A 15,530-nucleotide genomic window follows, 5' to 3' on the forward strand; every position below is an offset into this window, starting at 1 on the left:
AATATTTCTCCAAGATATTGGCAACACTCCTTACTAAAATGATATATTAATATGATTATATTAAGTTTTATAACCTTAATCACCAAAAATTATATTATTATTTGCTATATCATTGAATTAAACAAGTAACTTTTAACATTTAATAAAATAAGCTTAGAAAAATTAACCGAAAATAAAGCAGTAGTTAGATTATCCCTACCTACTGCTTACTTTTTTAATATAACTATAAATTATTTACTTTCAACTTTAATATCTCTCATACAACTCACTAAATTCCCTATATTACGATGAAAATTAACACATTCGCAACACTTTCCATGTCTTTCACAAGCAATATTAGAGCATGTACAATTTTTCTCATTACAACCAGCCATTATATACCTCCTTGTATGATAGAAGTCTACATAAACTTAATGTATGACCTTAAGTTTATATCATCATTTTCATTATAGCAAATTAGTTAATTATTGTCTATTATTTACGGTTAACGCATAAAAAAGCTAATAGAACATTTAAATACTTTTGCAATATTCCACTAGCCTTCTATATAAAAAGTTTTAAAATTTATACTATCCAATAAAAGTTATTAATATTTCTATGCTATCTTAATTGTAATCTCTTTTAAAGACTATTTCACCGTCTATCATTGTAAGATTAACTTTAGATTTTATATCAAGTGGGTTACCATCATATACTACAATATCTGCATCATACCCAATTTCTAGTTTTCCTATTCTATCTTGACAATTTAATATTTCTGCTGCATTCGTCGTAAGTGATTTTATTGAATCTTTAAATGATAATCCCTGGCTCAAAGCTATAGCTGCAACTGTTCTTAAACAATCTATTGAATTATAAGGATGATCTGTTATAAGTGCAGTTTTGATACCTGCTTCAGTTAATTCTACTATAGAACCATAATTTCTAGCCTTAAGTTCCATTTTTATTCTTGGAGTGAGCAGCGGCCCATAAGCCACCGGAACATTTTTTTCATTTAGATAAGATTTTACCAAATGTGCTTCAGTACCATGTTCGATTACCATTTTAGTAATATTAAATTCTTCCGCAATTCTTACAGCAGTTACAATATCATCTGCTCTATGAGCATGAACACGAAGTGGAATTTCACCTTTTAATACTGGAATAACTGCTTCTAATCTTATATCTCTTTCTTCGACTTTTTTATTTTCTTTACGAACTATGTAATCTTCTGTTCTCATAAATAATTCTCGTATTAGTGCTGCACTTCCCATTCTTGTTACTGGACATTTATGATTAATTCCATATGTACTCAATGGATTTTCTCCCAGAGAAATCTTAAACCCTGCTGGATTTTTAACTATCATTTTATCAATAATTGTTCCATGGGTTTTTATAACAACATTTCTTCCTCCAACCACATTATTACTTCCTGGGCCACTCATAACACAGGTAATACCTGATTCCACTGCATCTTTAAACGCTATATCAAATGGATTTATAGCATCTATACCATTTAAATGAGGAGTAACTGGATCTGATGTTTCATTATTATCAACACCAATTTTTCCAGTACATTCTTCAATAATTCCGAGATGAGTATGACAATCGACAAATCCCGGAAATACAATTTTCTCGTTCAAATTAATAATCTCGGCATCTTCATATTCATTTGCTAAATTATTAGATATTTCTGCTATTTTCCCATCCTTTATAACTATGTCTTTCTTATTATAATTGTCTTCTTCTAAATTATATAAAATACCGCCTTTTAAAATAGTAACATTCAACGCAATCTTCCTTTCTAATATATCTCTATATTTATATTCATACTTAAGTAGCATATTTTGATGCAAATATGTTTAAGCAAAAACACACGTTTATATGATTAACAGTCTTAAATAATATACTTATTTAAAATATAAAATGATTTACATTTAAAAATAAAAATTCACGAATTCCCTTATATAATAATCCGTGAATTTTTCATTATTAATATGCCCAAGATTTAATAAGTATACTCATATTAAAAACTTGTTCTTTATAACTTTTTATTTTATTATTGCTAGCAAATCTTTTTTTACTTTAATCACTATATTTTACTGCATGTGCCCTTCTCCATTTTTCTTCTAATTTACTTGTATAAAATTGATTTGTAAAAGCTCTTAACTTTCTAAATGATCTTGTAAAAAAGAAAAAGAGAACCTATTCTCTCTTGATTTGGCTCTCCTTTATTATTTAACTACAAGCTTATCTTTCAATAAATCTCAGTAATACTTTATTAAATTCCTCACGTTGATCGTAAAATGATGCATGTCCGCTAAATTTAAATGGTATAAGTTCTGAATTCTTAATCATTTTTTCTTGTATTTGGCCTAATTCAAATGGCACAACTTTATCATGAATTCCATGAATAATTAGAGTTGGCACATTTATCTTATCCAAGTCAGAAAAGAAAACTTCATTTATCCATGCAGTTGCTATTGATGCAGTTGCCCATCCTGCTGCTTGCAATCCCAATTGAAAAAACCATTGTGAAAAAGGTTCAGTTATATGTTGAAAGAAAAACATATCTCCAAATCCTTCTAACATTTTTGGTCTATCGGCATATGTTCCTTCGATAAGCTGCATGACTGTCTCTTTATCTAATCCATACGGAAAATCCTTACGTTTAATTAGACTTGGTGCTACAGCAGCAAAAAGAGCAAGTTTTGATACTCCATAGCCTCTATGCCTAGCCATATATCTAATTGCAATTCCACCTCCGTTTGAATGTCCAGCAAGTGTTATATCTTCTAAATTTAATGTATCAATTACGCACTTAACATCATCTGCTAATCTGTCGAAATTATAACCTTTGAAAGGTTTATCCGATTCTCCAAATCCTCGTGTATCTATCCCAATACATCTATAGCCTTTCTTTGGAAAAAAATCAAATTGATATTCAAACAACCTATGACTTCCAGGCCATCCGTGTATGAATAAAATTGTTTTTTCAGCATCCTTGTTAATATCTTCAACATAAATCTTTACATCTGGTTCTACTTTAATGTAGTATCCCATAGCAGCCTCCAATAGAGTTATTTATAATTTATATAATATAGTTTTTAAGGTAAGTTTGTGAATTACTAATTTATTTATTCATATGCTTTTTTGCTTTCTCAATACGAATTTATCACTTGGTTTCAAATTTTATATCTAGAAATATAATATAGTTTTCTCTGATTATATCTTATTTTCTATTATTTCTCTGTTTGTTCATGCTTTATTTTTACCATAATAAAAGGCTAGCAGAACAATTATACCAATGGTATAAAATCTTCTAACAGCCTTTTCACTATTTACCTTGGACAAGGTGTAAGATGAATTTTGAAGAAAACTAATTTTGTTTTCTAAGTTCTCAACTTATTTTAAACCTTGTTCATAGCTCTCTATCATGTGTTTAACCATGTAGCCACCTACATATCCATTTTGTCTTGAAGAAAGGTTCCCTTTATCTTGATTTTCATAGTCATATAATCCAACTTCTGAAGCAACCTCAGTTTTTAAGCTTTTTAATCCTTGTTTTGCTTCTGGTACTAATGTTCTGTTTCTTCCACTATTATTTGAAGACATAATATCTACCTCCCTTAATTAAATATGAATTTCATTTGGTAGTAATAGATTAACCACTATGATAAATTATAATCTATAAAAATACTAGTAAGGGTAACATAAAAATCCCATATTACATAAGATTATTAAATTTTCCTTTGTCAAAAAATATTAAACTACGTTGCTAAAGCATCGCTTTTAATTCATCCGCATATTTAATTGCATGAGGATAAAAACATTTAAAGTCATTTTCAAGACTTTCATAATTATTAATAAGTTCATCCATAGGATTTACTAAAGGATGCCTTGTATTTGAAAATCTTTTAGCGATCCTCTCTATTGTTCTTTCAATACCATTTATATCTCTATATGAAAGAAGCCAATTTTCTTCTATCATATAAGGCACCCTTCTTATTAATTTATCTGGCAGGCAGTAATAAAACTTTTTAAGTATTCCATAAAAATTTTCTGCATATTCTTCTAAGGATATTGAAGAATAATCATTCCAGTTTCTAGCTAAAAAATGATCATAAAATATATCGATTAGCACACCTGAAAGGCGCCTATTTATGCTTGAAATTCTTTTCCTACTCCTTAAAAAATCTGAATGCGAATCCGTAAAGGTATCCAGCTTCTTATGCATAAAAATCCCTTGCTTTATAGAATATTTAAATTGATCTTCTAAGGACTTATTCACAAAATCACCTAAGAAATTTCCAAGCATATTTTCTGCGCTGTTATCTGAGAGATATATATGAGCTAAATAATTCATTTTTTCTCCTTTCAAATCATATTATGTTAATATAATTGTACCATATAGTATAAATAATCACCTCTCATATCACTTTTGAAAACTTTACCTAGATGTAAATTTTCAATATATTTATTATATTTATCTACGCTAACATAAATTTTAATTACATTATCTTAGTCTTATGTATTAAATTCCTCTAATACATTATAATATTTACTTATATCTAATTCCTTAAAATTTATTCCACTTCTTCTTTTAAGTTTTTGTTTATAAATCTTATTAAATCATTCACCATTCAATCTTTTTAAAATGGAAAAAAGCCATATCATTATTGATTTGGCTCTTTTCCATTATTCATACACATTAATAAATAATGATTTTTACTATCTGATTAACCTTATTTATCGTCCTTTAATTTTAATATAGTTCAGCATATCAGTAGATTCAGTTTACTCGTTGCGACACACACGAAGGCCTTGATCAGGGCCCTTACTATTTGGCTCATATTTGCCTCTGAAAGACGACTCGCAACAAGAAACATCACCAATCCAACCTCCTCCTTTACAAACACGGGCAGATCCATTAGTACTATCCAAGTTTCCATACCAGTTCCAGCACCATTCTCTTACATTACCAGACATATCATAGAGCCCTAACTCGTTAGGTTTCTTGGCTCCAACAGATTTTGTTTTACTATTATTATTTTCTATCATAGGCCAGTTCCAGTCTCCTGATAAATATTTATTTCCTGTGTTCCTCCAATACCATGCTACTTCGTCGGAATTGTTACTCCCACTGTACGTATAATCCTTACTCATTTGCCCCCCATCCGCGGCATATTCCCACTCTGCCTCTGTCGGTAATCTATAGCCATTAGCTCCATCATTAATCGTTACTGTCCATTTAATATCATCCATATCATTCTTATTATTAGGATCTTTTTTATTCTTGTCTATATTATAATAAGGTTTTAAGCCCTCTTTTATACTCCTCTTGTTGCAATATTCAATACAATCATACCAACTTACCATTTCTACTGGCAAATTATCATCTTTGAATTCTGACGGATTGCTTCCCATTACCTCAGACCACTCTTTTTGAGTTACTTCGTATTTATCAATATAAAAGTTCGATATTGGCACACTTTTCCCATAGTAATTGGATTTCGTATTTATAAAAGTGCCTCCTTTAACTAATATAAGCCTATTAAGGTTTTCTTGCGAGCATGCGGTAGTAAAAATCATTATTACCATTAAAAGAAATATTAGTAGTTTTCTCATTTATATCTCTCCCTTACTGATATAAAATATTATAAAGTCATATGATCCTATTATAATGTGCCTATTATAGTAACGATGGTAATATTTAAGTAATATGCAGGTAAATGTAATTTTTTAATATATAAAGCCGTCAGCTATTAAACTAACCACCCCTAATAATATTAAATGATTAAATAAAACTCTTAATAATTCTAAAAACAATCAGATGTACATAAGTCAGCCGATTGAATTTGATTTACTACCACACAGTTACATTAGAGTATCCACTACTTTGATATCCTTCTGTAGCAATCATTTGATAAGCCCAGCTACTTCCAGGATTCATTCCTCTACTCTTCCACGCGTTAACATGGTTGCTAAAAGTTATGGCATTGTTAGTACCGATCGATCTCTTCGATTGTCTGACACTCCAAAACTGAGTGAAAGTTGCTGTACCATCAATTGAAGGTGCATTAGTTCGTGTAGCTGTATATATGTCATATGTCCCTCCATCACTTGTTACAGTACCCTTATAAGTTCCAGTAGGTCTATAAGTTCCCCAATTATCAACAACATAATATTCTATAAGTGAATTTCTTGTCCATCCATAAAGAGACAAGTATCCATTACCAGATGGTGAGAAGGCTCCAGCATTGTAGTTTACCACCCTAGATGGCGATCCAGTATTCCAGCCTTTACCAACAACGAAATTTCCGCAATTCGACCATGAAACACTGTAATTACCATCAGATCCATTAGTGGCATTTACTGTTCCACCACCATCAGTCCAATTTTGCCAATAATCTGTGGTCGCTGCATGTGCGTTTACGTTTACAATAGAAAGTGCAAGTGTACAGCACATTAAAGATGCTAAAAATAATTTTAATCCTTTTTTTTTCATTCTAAATTACCCCTTTTTCATTGTAACTACTCAGTTACTTTAAAATATGAAATATTTTTATTTGTTATTACTTACCTGCATACTACTTGAATATTACCTTTTGTAAATTACTCTATTTTATTTTTTGTTGAGTATTTTTCTTTGTAATGCATAACTTATCCTCTGTCATATTCCTTTAATCTCTAACCTTCACCTCATTCCTACGATTAATTCGAATTATTCTGTGATTATTTTACTAAATTTACTTTTATTTCAAAACCCATAAAATTATATATTTTATACTAATTTTTATATATATTTTTCCATCCTTTTATTTCCGTTTATATAAAACAATAAAAAATACAGCCAAATTAATGACTGTATCGTTAGATATTTTTGAGATTATTTATAATAAATTTTTCTCAACCTTTTAATTATTTTGTTTCTACATAATATACTTAAATTAAAATTTAGTTTTGTTTCTATTAACTGGTAATGCAAATACTATAAGCGCTGTCACTGGTCCACTGACAAAAACTCTACTAATTGATACTGCTTATTATATAACATCCTGTAGTTCATTAATAAACCTATCCAAAAATGAAGATATCTTATTTTGATCTGCTTTAGTTCCATATAGATTAATGCTAAGTGTTATCTTATTATCAAATGTTGATATAGCTAGCTGAACATACGGATTGTATTTAATTGAACCTGTTATATATGCTTCTACAATTTCAACTTTTTCAAAAATAATACGCTTCTTATCAATTATTCCTATGTTTGTGATTGCAATAAGTGGGTTCGAAAAATTCTTATTTACAATAGCTTCTGCAATCTTATATGGAAAAATATCAAAAACCTTTTCCAGAACGATTAAACTTTTAACACAGCTTATGTCAGATTTTTGTTTATCCATCGTCGATTTTACCTTACAAACAGTTTCTTCAAATGTTGTACCAATTTCTGGTCCTATGCTGCAATTAATATTTGTAATCAAATTGCAAATGCCAAGAGCTTTATGATTTGATAGGTATTTTCTTAAGTCAACAGCACATGGTATTGTCAATGTTCGGCCAAATAATTGAAATAAAACACGTATATAAGCCACGAGCATAATATCATTTATTGTGGCACTATGCTCTTTAGCATAAATTTTAAGCCTGCAAAATCGCTCCGCGTTAATAGTACGAATTTCAATAAAAGGATTATTAAGATCTCCTTCTAACTCAAACTTTGCAGAATCATGTTTAGACATATCAATTTTGCTAAATATTATTTTTAGTTTATCTAGCAATGAAAAAACTTTAAATATTTCTCCAATTTTTCGATTGCCCATAGCTGTTATTTGATAATCTCCCCTTGTTTCATTGTTTGCATTAGTATAAATATCACTCAGCATATACAAATACTCTTTAAAACCAGCTGCATCACATAGCATGTGGTTCATTAATACGCATATGGCATCATTTTTTCTACTTCTGATTATTTTAATCTTCAATTGTGGACCATTAAATTCATTTATCTCTTCACAAATATACTTAGCTATGCATTTATCAGTATTTTCTGCTTCTACAACTTCTATAATATCATCTGCGGTATAGCCTCTGTCTTTCCAATATGGATGTCCCTTAGATTCATTATATTCACATCTTATTAAATTAAATACATCTATTGAAGCATTAACGGCCTTACCAAAACGTCCTAAATCTAGTTGTCCCAAAAATTTTGCTACAAAATGAAGTGTATGATCATTTATCTTTTTAACCTTAAAAAGATGCTGTAAAATATCCAATGCCTCAGCATTATAAATTTTGAATTTATTATTCAATATTTCACTTCCTATTTTTAATAGTCTATTAGTCATTTTTAGATTTAAATATCATAAGTATAATTAAAAGTTAATATTTATTGCATTTATTAACTTATCTAAAAATTTTCACATAGATTCAGCTTTAGTTACTTTTATCCATTCAATTATACCTATTTATTGAATTATTGTATTAATTTCGATACTATATACTTATCAAATAACTAATTATGTATTCTAAAATGGAGGCTTTAAAATGATAAAAATTCTTTTATGTTGTGCTGGTGGCTTTTCTTCAAGTGCATTATCTAATAAGATGAATAAGGAAATACTTGATAATAATATGCAAAATGATTATTACATTGAATTTTCTCCATTCATGCTGGTAAATAAGAAAATGTCTGAATTTGATATTATTGTATGCTGCCCTCATCTAATAATGCCTGTTAAAAAACTGGTAGAAACCTCTAATCCAGACAAGCCCATTTATATTCTTCCACCGAGAATGTATGGATTAATGAATTTTAAAGAACTAGTATTAGATGTTATAGACGCAATAGATTTATATACTAAAACAGAGAAAAATCCTGTATATTTTCCTGGTGAAGAAAACACTATGGCAATTACTAGATATGTTGCTTATCGAAATAGTAAAAACTAACTAATAAATTCTTATTTAACTATTTTTCTGAAGGCTTCCATAATGGTGCGTCAACAAATGTGGTTTCTTTTATATTGGGAAGTATATCATAAATAGAACATCCAATTTGATGTTCAAAATATTCTTTTATTTCAAAAGTTGCATTCCAACGTTCAACAGTAAAATCAAATACTCCATAGCGCCTTGTTGTATTGACAAAACGTTTTTCCAACATACAAAAACCTTGAGCATCAGCCAGTGAATCACAAATAATCACTAATTTATCATAATCATCATATATTATGTTTTTTAAATACTGCCTAATAAATTCACTTTCTTCATAATTCATATCATTTCTGCCTATTTCTTTGTCAAAATCAGAAATTGGGAATGAATGAGTAATACAAATTCTCCCCACTTCATCCCAGCCTCTTTGCATTGCAAAATTATATCCATCAATTCCATGTCTCCTTGCACTTACTCCATATCTTCTTCCAATGTCATGAAGAATTCCTAACACATACGCTTTATCTGAATTCAGATTTCCACACCTTTCTGCAATTATTTGAGCTGCTAATCCTACATTTATAGAGTGCTCTGTCCATGGTCCTTTATTTAATTCTCCAGCTAACCTTAATTCTTCTTCTGCAATTTCTTTACTTGGAAACATCTTTACCTCCCATAATTATGATTTAAATCCAAATTGATCTTTTATTTGATTATAGCATATTGTGTTAGTGTCATACTGTCTAATTGGCAAAAAATATCTGTTTTTCTAATTTTTATTCACCATCTTTATATTACCCACGTTTTATATTTAATGGTATCAGTTATAAAAAGAAAATAGTATAATAAATAAAAGTATTTATATTAAGAGGAAATAATGGAATTTAAGGGATGGAATAGTTTTGAGGATTTAGCTAAGGCTTGTGGATATACTAATTGTCACAAAGATACTAATAATACAAGTGAAAAAAATAATACTAATTCAACAAATAATTCTGATAATGCAGGATGTTACGATATACCGTCAGGATTTCAATCTTTAAATCCTGAATTATTCATAATAATAGGAGAAATCCTCGGAAATATAATATCCGGAAGTCTTCCTTTTAATGTTCAGAATGCGATTGGAAACTGGCTACAACTAGTCGGGCAAGCAATTGAAACATACAATGCCCAGCAACAATATTTTCAAGGAGGGCCTGGAACATTCTATAATCCTAAATATTATAATTCAGCAAATCCATTCTGTACAACTACTTCCACAAGCAATACTAAAAACACTAGTTCATGGAATAATAATAATTCGGACCCAAATAACGAAAAGAGAGCAAATTATGATTCCAATACAAACTCATCTATTGAAAATAATTTTGATAAAATAAAAGAATTAGAGCTGCGTATAAATCAGTTAACATCCGAAATTGAGCAGATCAAAAATAAAATAGAAAAGTAAATTATATATAGTTAACTTTTTGTGTAAATATCACAACAAATGTCTTTAGTCATTGAATGAAATTCAAAACTATTTATTATAGCATTGTATTACTAGATTGAAAATGGAAAAGCCAGTAATAATAATTACCAGCTTTTATATTTTCAATTACATATATAGAGTAATTAGTGTTCTAATTATTTCATTCTAAACTAATCATCTAAAGTACAATGGTCAATATCTCCATCTATATGATTTTCGTTCATTATCAAGTTATTAATCATATTATTCACGTAAAGTATAGAATTAAGCTGTGTAATATGATTTAGTTTATTTGCAATTATATTACACATCATATATTTATATGGCGATCCAGCTGGAAATCCTTCTCCAATCTCTTTATATCGACTAACTTTTATTTCTTCTCTATCTATAAGTTCACTTATCCCACTTAAATATGATTCTGACATTACTAACGTTTCCTCAGCTTTATTTGAAATATCAATGCCCGTAAGTTCTTCATACATCTTTCTAAATAAACGCTTCTCTTTCGTGATAGAATATATTGCTTCTCTTTCTTTAGCTGTTGGTGCTAAACTAGCAAGGTATTCATAATATAATAAATCCCTTCGTTCATCTAAAAACACTTCATTCATATTTTCAATTACTTCTAGAAATATCCTATTATCAGCTTCTGAATTGCTATTGTATTCCATAAGTGCCACTTCTCCTAATTACAATAAATCTACTTCTATTTTATTAATTCTATTCAAACTTGTGCGTTCGATCTCTATTGAAAATTTATCATTTTCATTTTAAAACCTTCTTTCAATCTCACAACTTCATTGCTAATTGTATCATTATTACACCTTTAATTAACTATTCCATATTTTATATAAGCTAGAATTTTATGATTCTTTATACCTTTAAAATTTTTAATAAATTTAATTAAATTATAAAAAACCCTCAAAAAATCGAGGGTTTTCATATTATACTAAATTTCTAAATATATTTTATTCTTAAAAATAATATAATTGGATTTTTCAACCTTTCTTATAAACTATAATCATTCATTAGTCCTCTTGAAGCTTCATATCACATTTTGCTGCTTCTTCATTTTTTCTTTTTGATTTAAGTACATTGTAAATTACCCCGAGCATTATAAACCATACAGGGGTTACAAATAATGCTACGCGAGTTTCATTATTAAGCGCCAGTGTAACTATAACAAAAGCAAGAAATGCTAAAATTATATAGTTAATAATTGGATAAAGAGGCATTTTGAATTTGCTCTTAGCTGCAAGCTTAGGATTAGTCCTACGATATTTCATGTGACAGATAACTATAATTGCCCAAATAAATATAAAGCAGAATGTTGATATACTTGTAATAAGCACAAATACCCCTTCTGGCATAATAAAGTTTAAGATAACCGAAATCAATATTACAGTTGCAGAAAACACCGTAGCATTAGAAGGTACTTGAGTCGAAGTTAATTTTTTCATTGACTGTGGCGCATTATTTTCTTTAGCAAGGGAATAAACCATACGGCTTGTACTAAAAATACCACTATTGCAGGCAGATGCAGCTGAAGTTAATACAACAAAATTTACAATACTAGCTGCTGCTACAATTCCTACTGCAGAAAACACCTGTACAAATGGGCTTTTATCTGGATTAATTGAATTCCAAGGATATATACTCATAATAACAAGTAATGCTCCAATATAGAAAATAATAATTCTAATTGGAATATTGTTGATAGCCTTTGGAATAACACGTTCTGGATCTTCAGTTTCACCAGCTGTGAGTCCTACTAACTCTATTCCTGTAAAAGCAAATACAACCATTTGGAAAGAAAGGATAAAGCCACTTGCTCCATTTGGAAACAAGCCTCCATGACTCCAAAGATTTGCAAAACTTGATGCACCGGCATCTGTAGAAAATCCTTTAATAATCATAAATGTACCAATTATAATTAGTGCCATAATTGCAACAACCTTAATTAAAGCAAACCAGAATTCCATTTCACCAAATGATTTTACTGTAGTAAGGTTCATAATTAATAAGATTACAAGAACTATAAGACTTGGAACCCACTTAGCAATACTTGGGAACCAGTATTGTATATAAAGTCCAGCTGCAGTCAAATCAGCCATAGCAAGTGAAATCCAACAGAACCAATAAGTCCATCCAGTGATGAATGCTGCTCTATCTCCTAAATACTCATATACAAAGTCTACAAAAGAATGATAATTTAAATTAGAAAGCAATAATTCACCAAGGGCACGCATAATAAAAAAACAAATTATTCCTGTTATCATATACGCAAATAAAATAGATGGTCCAGCCAAGTGAATAGACCTGCCTGAGCCTAAGAATAATCCAGTCCCTATCGCACCTCCAATCGCAAGTAATTGGACATGACGATTTTTTAGTCCTCTTGATAAGTTTTGATTTTTTGATGTTAATTGATCCATTTTATTCCTCCATCTTAGTCAAAAGCCATATACTCAAATGACTTTTACTATATAAATATTTTTGATTGGAGATACAAATGGGAATAGATAAGATCTAAATGAAGTAATAATTAACCTATTACTTTTGTAAGATATGTTATCTTTCCCCTGTCCTTTTACCTGAGAGTTTCGCCTTTTAAGCTTTCTCCTTCGGTGCTCTATTTTAGCACATAAAAAATAATGGGCTCAATATGAAAACATACTGATTTGTTATTTCTTATTCTGCCTCTAAGAGTCTCTCCAAGGGTTCATCCAATAACGGTCATCTCTAATTAAAGCATGTGATTAAAATGTTATTCTGCCTAAAATTAGGTACCTGAAAGATTTACTTCTTCGGTGAATAGCCGCAGCTACTGCTCTCCCGCTATCTTCATCTGAACTTTAAATTTTATTGTTAAAATATTAAATTTTACATTTATATACTATTACATTTCCAATATAATTGCAATATTTTTTTCACTTTGATTGAAATCAGAAAACAATTTATCATGATTATCAAAACATAAAGTAACTTATAACAACACTTTTAAACTGCCATCTATCAAGTAGACATATGGCAGTTTATTTTTATTAGTTCTCTATATCAACAAATTTATTTTGCTGTTTTAAAAACTTCAACAAATTCCTGTAATTCTGTAGTCATATCATTAATACTATGCATCTGATTACATATTTCATCCATAGATGCTAGCTGTTGTTCCATTGTAGCACTAACTTCCTCAGTAGTTGCTGAACCTTCTTCTATAATAGTTGAAGTATTTTCTAGATACTTAACAACTTCATTCTTACTATTTTCTACATTGTTTATTTCATTATTAAGTGATTTAATACCTTTTATGAGTTCATCAGAATTATTAATTATAGAATCAAATATTCCTATAGTCACTCCCAATTTATCATTAGATTTCTCAGCAATTTGTGTCGTATCAATCATTTGTACTTCAATATTATTTACAACAGAACTCATTTCAGTTATTATTCCCCGAATCTCATTAGCAGACTGTGAAGATTGCTCTGCTAATTTTCTTACTTCATCAGCAACTACGGCAAAACCTTTCCCTGATTCTCCTGCTCTTGCTGCTTCTATTGCTGCATTTAAAGCTAATAGATTAGTTTGTTCAGAAATTTCTGTTATTGAAGATGTAATATTCCCTATAGATTCGGATTTATCTGCTAATTTTTTTATGTATGCTGCGACATTTTGTATAGCTTGATAATTATTGTTAAATTCTTCATTTAATTCTTTTGCAGAACTGATTCCTAATTCATTTTTCTCTTTAGTTTGTTCAGTATATTTATTAATTTTACTTATATTTATATTCATTGTATCCAAACTTTTCTCTAACATTGAAAATTTATTCATTATTGTCTCCATATCATTAGCTTGTTCTCCTGTACCATGAGCAAGTTCCTCCATTGCTTTACTTACATTCTGACTTGCTAAAATCAGTTCATCTATCTGATTACTTGTATCCTTGTTAGTGCTTTGTACTGTTCCAATCATATTTTTTACTCTGTCAATAAGTGTACAATTTTTATACATCATATCATTAAATTGCCTTGCTATACCTCCAAACTGGTCTTGACGTTTCAAAAATCTCTCTTCCAATTTAGCTGTAAAATCCCCAGTTGAAACAATTTCCATAACTTCAGTTAAATTATATAAAGGCTTAGTAATAGATCCCGAGATAAATAATGCAGCTAATATACTAATAGCAAACATCAATATTCCTAGTATTAGAAAAATAGTATTCTGTGTCATTATATCGGCAAAAGCAATGTCATAAGGAATAGTCGTTAAAATCCCCCAATTAAGATTTGGAATAGATGAATAAACTGCCAATAACTTCTGGTTATTGTAACTATAAATATTTTGACCGCTTTTTCCTACAGCAGCATCTTTTACTGGTGAAAAATCCTTATATATAGAGGTATTATTGAAGTCTGTCCAGTCCTTATGTGCAATTACTATTCCATTGCTATCCACTATAAAAGTATTAGCATTTTCATTTTTTTGTGTATCTTCTATAACGTTACTTAATGTATTCACGTCAATAGTGGCAGTTATGCAGCCTACAATATTTGTACCTACCTTAACAGGTACACTGTAATAAAATTCTAATGGCTTATTATTAACTTCCGAAATTTTTACACTTGAATATTGTGATTTTCCAGACATTGCACTAGTAAAATACTCATCTTTAGAAACATTCTTATAAATACCTGAAGTATTATAAAGAATATGGCCTTTTACATCAGCAATTAGTATACCATTTATAAATGAATTAGACCTTGCACCTTGAATTAGGATACTTTGTATTCTGTCTACATCCATTGTTTTGATACTTGGATTATCTGCTATTGATTGAATTTGAATTTGAACTTGGTTAAGATTAAGATTTATATTATCATTTATTCTTCCTATCGTCTGCTCATTTGAACTATATACACTATCTTTAATTAAGTTCGAAGAATTTATACTGCTATATGTACCAATACAGATAAGAGGCACAAGGACAAGAAGTATAAAAATAATAAGCAACAGTGCCTTAAAATCTTTTTTTACATTTAATGAACGTATATTTAATAATTTTATTCGTTTATTAACCTGTAAATCATGTTTATCTTTAAATTTCATAACTTTAGCTCCCCATTTT

Annotated in this window: 14 protein-coding genes and 1 riboswitch; of the genes, 2 read left to right on the forward strand and 12 right to left on the reverse strand. The window is 29.4% G+C overall.

Annotated elements, in window-relative coordinates; translation table 11 throughout:
* Nucleotides 1–230: 230 nt before the first annotated feature.
* From CDLVIII_RS31530 to CDLVIII_RS20385, 8 genes are all read right to left on the reverse strand, one after another.
* The gene (locus CDLVIII_RS31530) at nucleotides 231–374 is read right to left on the reverse strand and encodes a hypothetical protein (protein ID WP_009171357.1); all 144 of its coding nucleotides are present in this window, start codon (nucleotides 372–374) and stop codon (nucleotides 231–233) included.
* Nucleotides 375–605: 231 nt separating this feature from the next.
* A complete protein-coding gene (locus tag CDLVIII_RS20355) occupies nucleotides 606–1,823 on the reverse strand; it encodes an amidohydrolase (RefSeq protein ID WP_009171358.1) in 1,218 nt (405 codons plus the stop codon).
* Nucleotides 1,824–2,229: 406 nt separating this feature from the next.
* Entirely contained in the window at nucleotides 2,230–3,042 is an 813-nt protein-coding gene (locus tag CDLVIII_RS20360) for an alpha/beta hydrolase (RefSeq protein ID WP_009171359.1), read from the reverse strand.
* A 342-nt stretch (nucleotides 3,043–3,384) separates the two neighbouring features.
* A complete protein-coding gene (locus CDLVIII_RS20365; protein ID WP_009171360.1) occupies nucleotides 3,385–3,594 on the reverse strand; it encodes an alpha/beta-type small acid-soluble spore protein in 210 nt (69 codons plus the stop codon).
* Between the two features lie 163 nt (nucleotides 3,595–3,757).
* On the reverse strand, nucleotides 3,758–4,345 hold the full coding sequence (locus CDLVIII_RS20370) for an ACP phosphodiesterase (RefSeq protein ID WP_009171361.1): 588 nt from the start codon (nucleotides 4,343–4,345) through the stop codon (nucleotides 3,758–3,760).
* A gap of 431 nt (nucleotides 4,346–4,776) precedes the next feature.
* Entirely contained in the window at nucleotides 4,777–5,607 is an 831-nt protein-coding gene (locus CDLVIII_RS20375) for an SUMF1/EgtB/PvdO family nonheme iron enzyme (protein ID WP_009171362.1), read from the reverse strand.
* 238 nt (nucleotides 5,608–5,845) lie between these two features.
* The gene (locus CDLVIII_RS20380; RefSeq protein ID WP_009171363.1) at nucleotides 5,846–6,487 is read right to left on the reverse strand and encodes a glycoside hydrolase family 11 protein; all 642 of its coding nucleotides are present in this window, start codon (nucleotides 6,485–6,487) and stop codon (nucleotides 5,846–5,848) included.
* A 538-nt stretch (nucleotides 6,488–7,025) separates the two neighbouring features.
* Nucleotides 7,026–8,297, reverse strand: coding sequence for a WS/DGAT domain-containing protein (locus CDLVIII_RS20385; RefSeq protein ID WP_242835776.1), 1,272 nt, complete (start codon nucleotides 8,295–8,297; stop codon nucleotides 7,026–7,028).
* A gap of 235 nt (nucleotides 8,298–8,532) precedes the next feature.
* On the opposite strand from CDLVIII_RS20385, the gene CDLVIII_RS20390 reads away from it, so the two are divergent.
* A complete protein-coding gene (locus CDLVIII_RS20390; RefSeq protein WP_009171365.1) occupies nucleotides 8,533–8,937 on the forward strand; it encodes a PTS sugar transporter subunit IIB in 405 nt (134 codons plus the stop codon).
* 19 nt (nucleotides 8,938–8,956) lie between these two features.
* On the opposite strand, the gene CDLVIII_RS20395 is transcribed toward CDLVIII_RS20390, so the two are convergent.
* Nucleotides 8,957–9,586, reverse strand: a complete 630-nt coding sequence (locus CDLVIII_RS20395) for an HD domain-containing protein (protein WP_009171366.1) — start codon at nucleotides 9,584–9,586, stop codon at nucleotides 8,957–8,959.
* A gap of 213 nt (nucleotides 9,587–9,799) precedes the next feature.
* On the opposite strand from CDLVIII_RS20395, the gene CDLVIII_RS20400 reads away from it, so the two are divergent.
* Nucleotides 9,800–10,375, forward strand: coding sequence for a hypothetical protein (locus tag CDLVIII_RS20400; RefSeq protein ID WP_009171367.1), 576 nt, complete (start codon nucleotides 9,800–9,802; stop codon nucleotides 10,373–10,375).
* Nucleotides 10,376–10,566: 191 nt separating this feature from the next.
* Here CDLVIII_RS20400 and CDLVIII_RS20405 read toward each other — a convergent pair whose 3' ends face one another.
* From CDLVIII_RS20405 to CDLVIII_RS20415, 3 genes are all read right to left on the reverse strand, one after another.
* Nucleotides 10,567–11,070 (reverse strand): hypothetical protein, encoded by a 504-nt coding sequence (locus CDLVIII_RS20405; protein WP_009171368.1) that lies wholly within the window; start codon nucleotides 11,068–11,070, stop codon nucleotides 10,567–10,569.
* A gap of 357 nt (nucleotides 11,071–11,427) precedes the next feature.
* Nucleotides 11,428–12,834, reverse strand: coding sequence for an amino acid permease (locus CDLVIII_RS20410; RefSeq protein ID WP_009171369.1), 1,407 nt, complete (start codon nucleotides 12,832–12,834; stop codon nucleotides 11,428–11,430).
* 137 nt (nucleotides 12,835–12,971) lie between these two features.
* Nucleotides 12,972–13,127: riboswitch (glycine riboswitch) on the reverse strand.
* A 338-nt stretch (nucleotides 13,128–13,465) separates the two neighbouring features.
* Nucleotides 13,466–15,511: a methyl-accepting chemotaxis protein gene (locus CDLVIII_RS20415; RefSeq protein ID WP_009171370.1), complete on the reverse strand. Its 2,046-nt coding sequence runs from the start codon at nucleotides 15,509–15,511 to the stop codon at nucleotides 13,466–13,468.
* Nucleotides 15,512–15,530: the final 19 nt, after the last annotated feature.

Source organism: Clostridium sp. DL-VIII (genome assembly GCF_000230835.1).
Lineage (GTDB): Bacteria > Bacillota > Clostridia > Clostridiales > Clostridiaceae > Clostridium.

Excerpts from the sequence above, each read along its gene's own strand:
- CDLVIII_RS31530 (WP_009171357.1), bottom strand. The coding sequence starts at position 374 with ATGGCTGGTTGTAATGAGAAAAATTGTACATGCTCTAATATTGCTTGT.
- CDLVIII_RS20355 (WP_009171358.1), bottom strand. The coding sequence starts at position 1,823 with ATGCTACTTAAGTATGAATATAAATATAGAGATATATTAGAAAGGAAG.
- CDLVIII_RS20360 (WP_009171359.1), bottom strand. The coding sequence starts at position 3,042 with ATGGGATACTACATTAAAGTAGAACCAGATGTAAAGATTTATGTTGAA.
- CDLVIII_RS20365 (WP_009171360.1), bottom strand. The coding sequence starts at position 3,594 with ATGTCTTCAAATAATAGTGGAAGAAACAGAACATTAGTACCAGAAGCA.
- CDLVIII_RS20370 (WP_009171361.1), bottom strand. The coding sequence starts at position 4,345 with ATGAATTATTTAGCTCATATATATCTCTCAGATAACAGCGCAGAAAAT.
- CDLVIII_RS20375 (WP_009171362.1), bottom strand. The coding sequence starts at position 5,607 with ATGAGAAAACTACTAATATTTCTTTTAATGGTAATAATGATTTTTACT.
- CDLVIII_RS20380 (WP_009171363.1), bottom strand. The coding sequence starts at position 6,487 with ATGAAAAAAAAAGGATTAAAATTATTTTTAGCATCTTTAATGTGCTGT.
- CDLVIII_RS20390 (WP_009171365.1), top strand. The coding sequence starts at position 8,533 with ATGATAAAAATTCTTTTATGTTGTGCTGGTGGCTTTTCTTCAAGTGCA.
- CDLVIII_RS20395 (WP_009171366.1), bottom strand. The coding sequence starts at position 9,586 with ATGTTTCCAAGTAAAGAAATTGCAGAAGAAGAATTAAGGTTAGCTGGA.
- CDLVIII_RS20400 (WP_009171367.1), top strand. The coding sequence starts at position 9,800 with ATGGAATTTAAGGGATGGAATAGTTTTGAGGATTTAGCTAAGGCTTGT.
- CDLVIII_RS20405 (WP_009171368.1), bottom strand. The coding sequence starts at position 11,070 with ATGGAATACAATAGCAATTCAGAAGCTGATAATAGGATATTTCTAGAA.
- CDLVIII_RS20410 (WP_009171369.1), bottom strand. The coding sequence starts at position 12,834 with ATGGATCAATTAACATCAAAAAATCAAAACTTATCAAGAGGACTAAAA.
- CDLVIII_RS20415 (WP_009171370.1), bottom strand. The coding sequence starts at position 15,511 with ATGAAATTTAAAGATAAACATGATTTACAGGTTAATAAACGAATAAAA.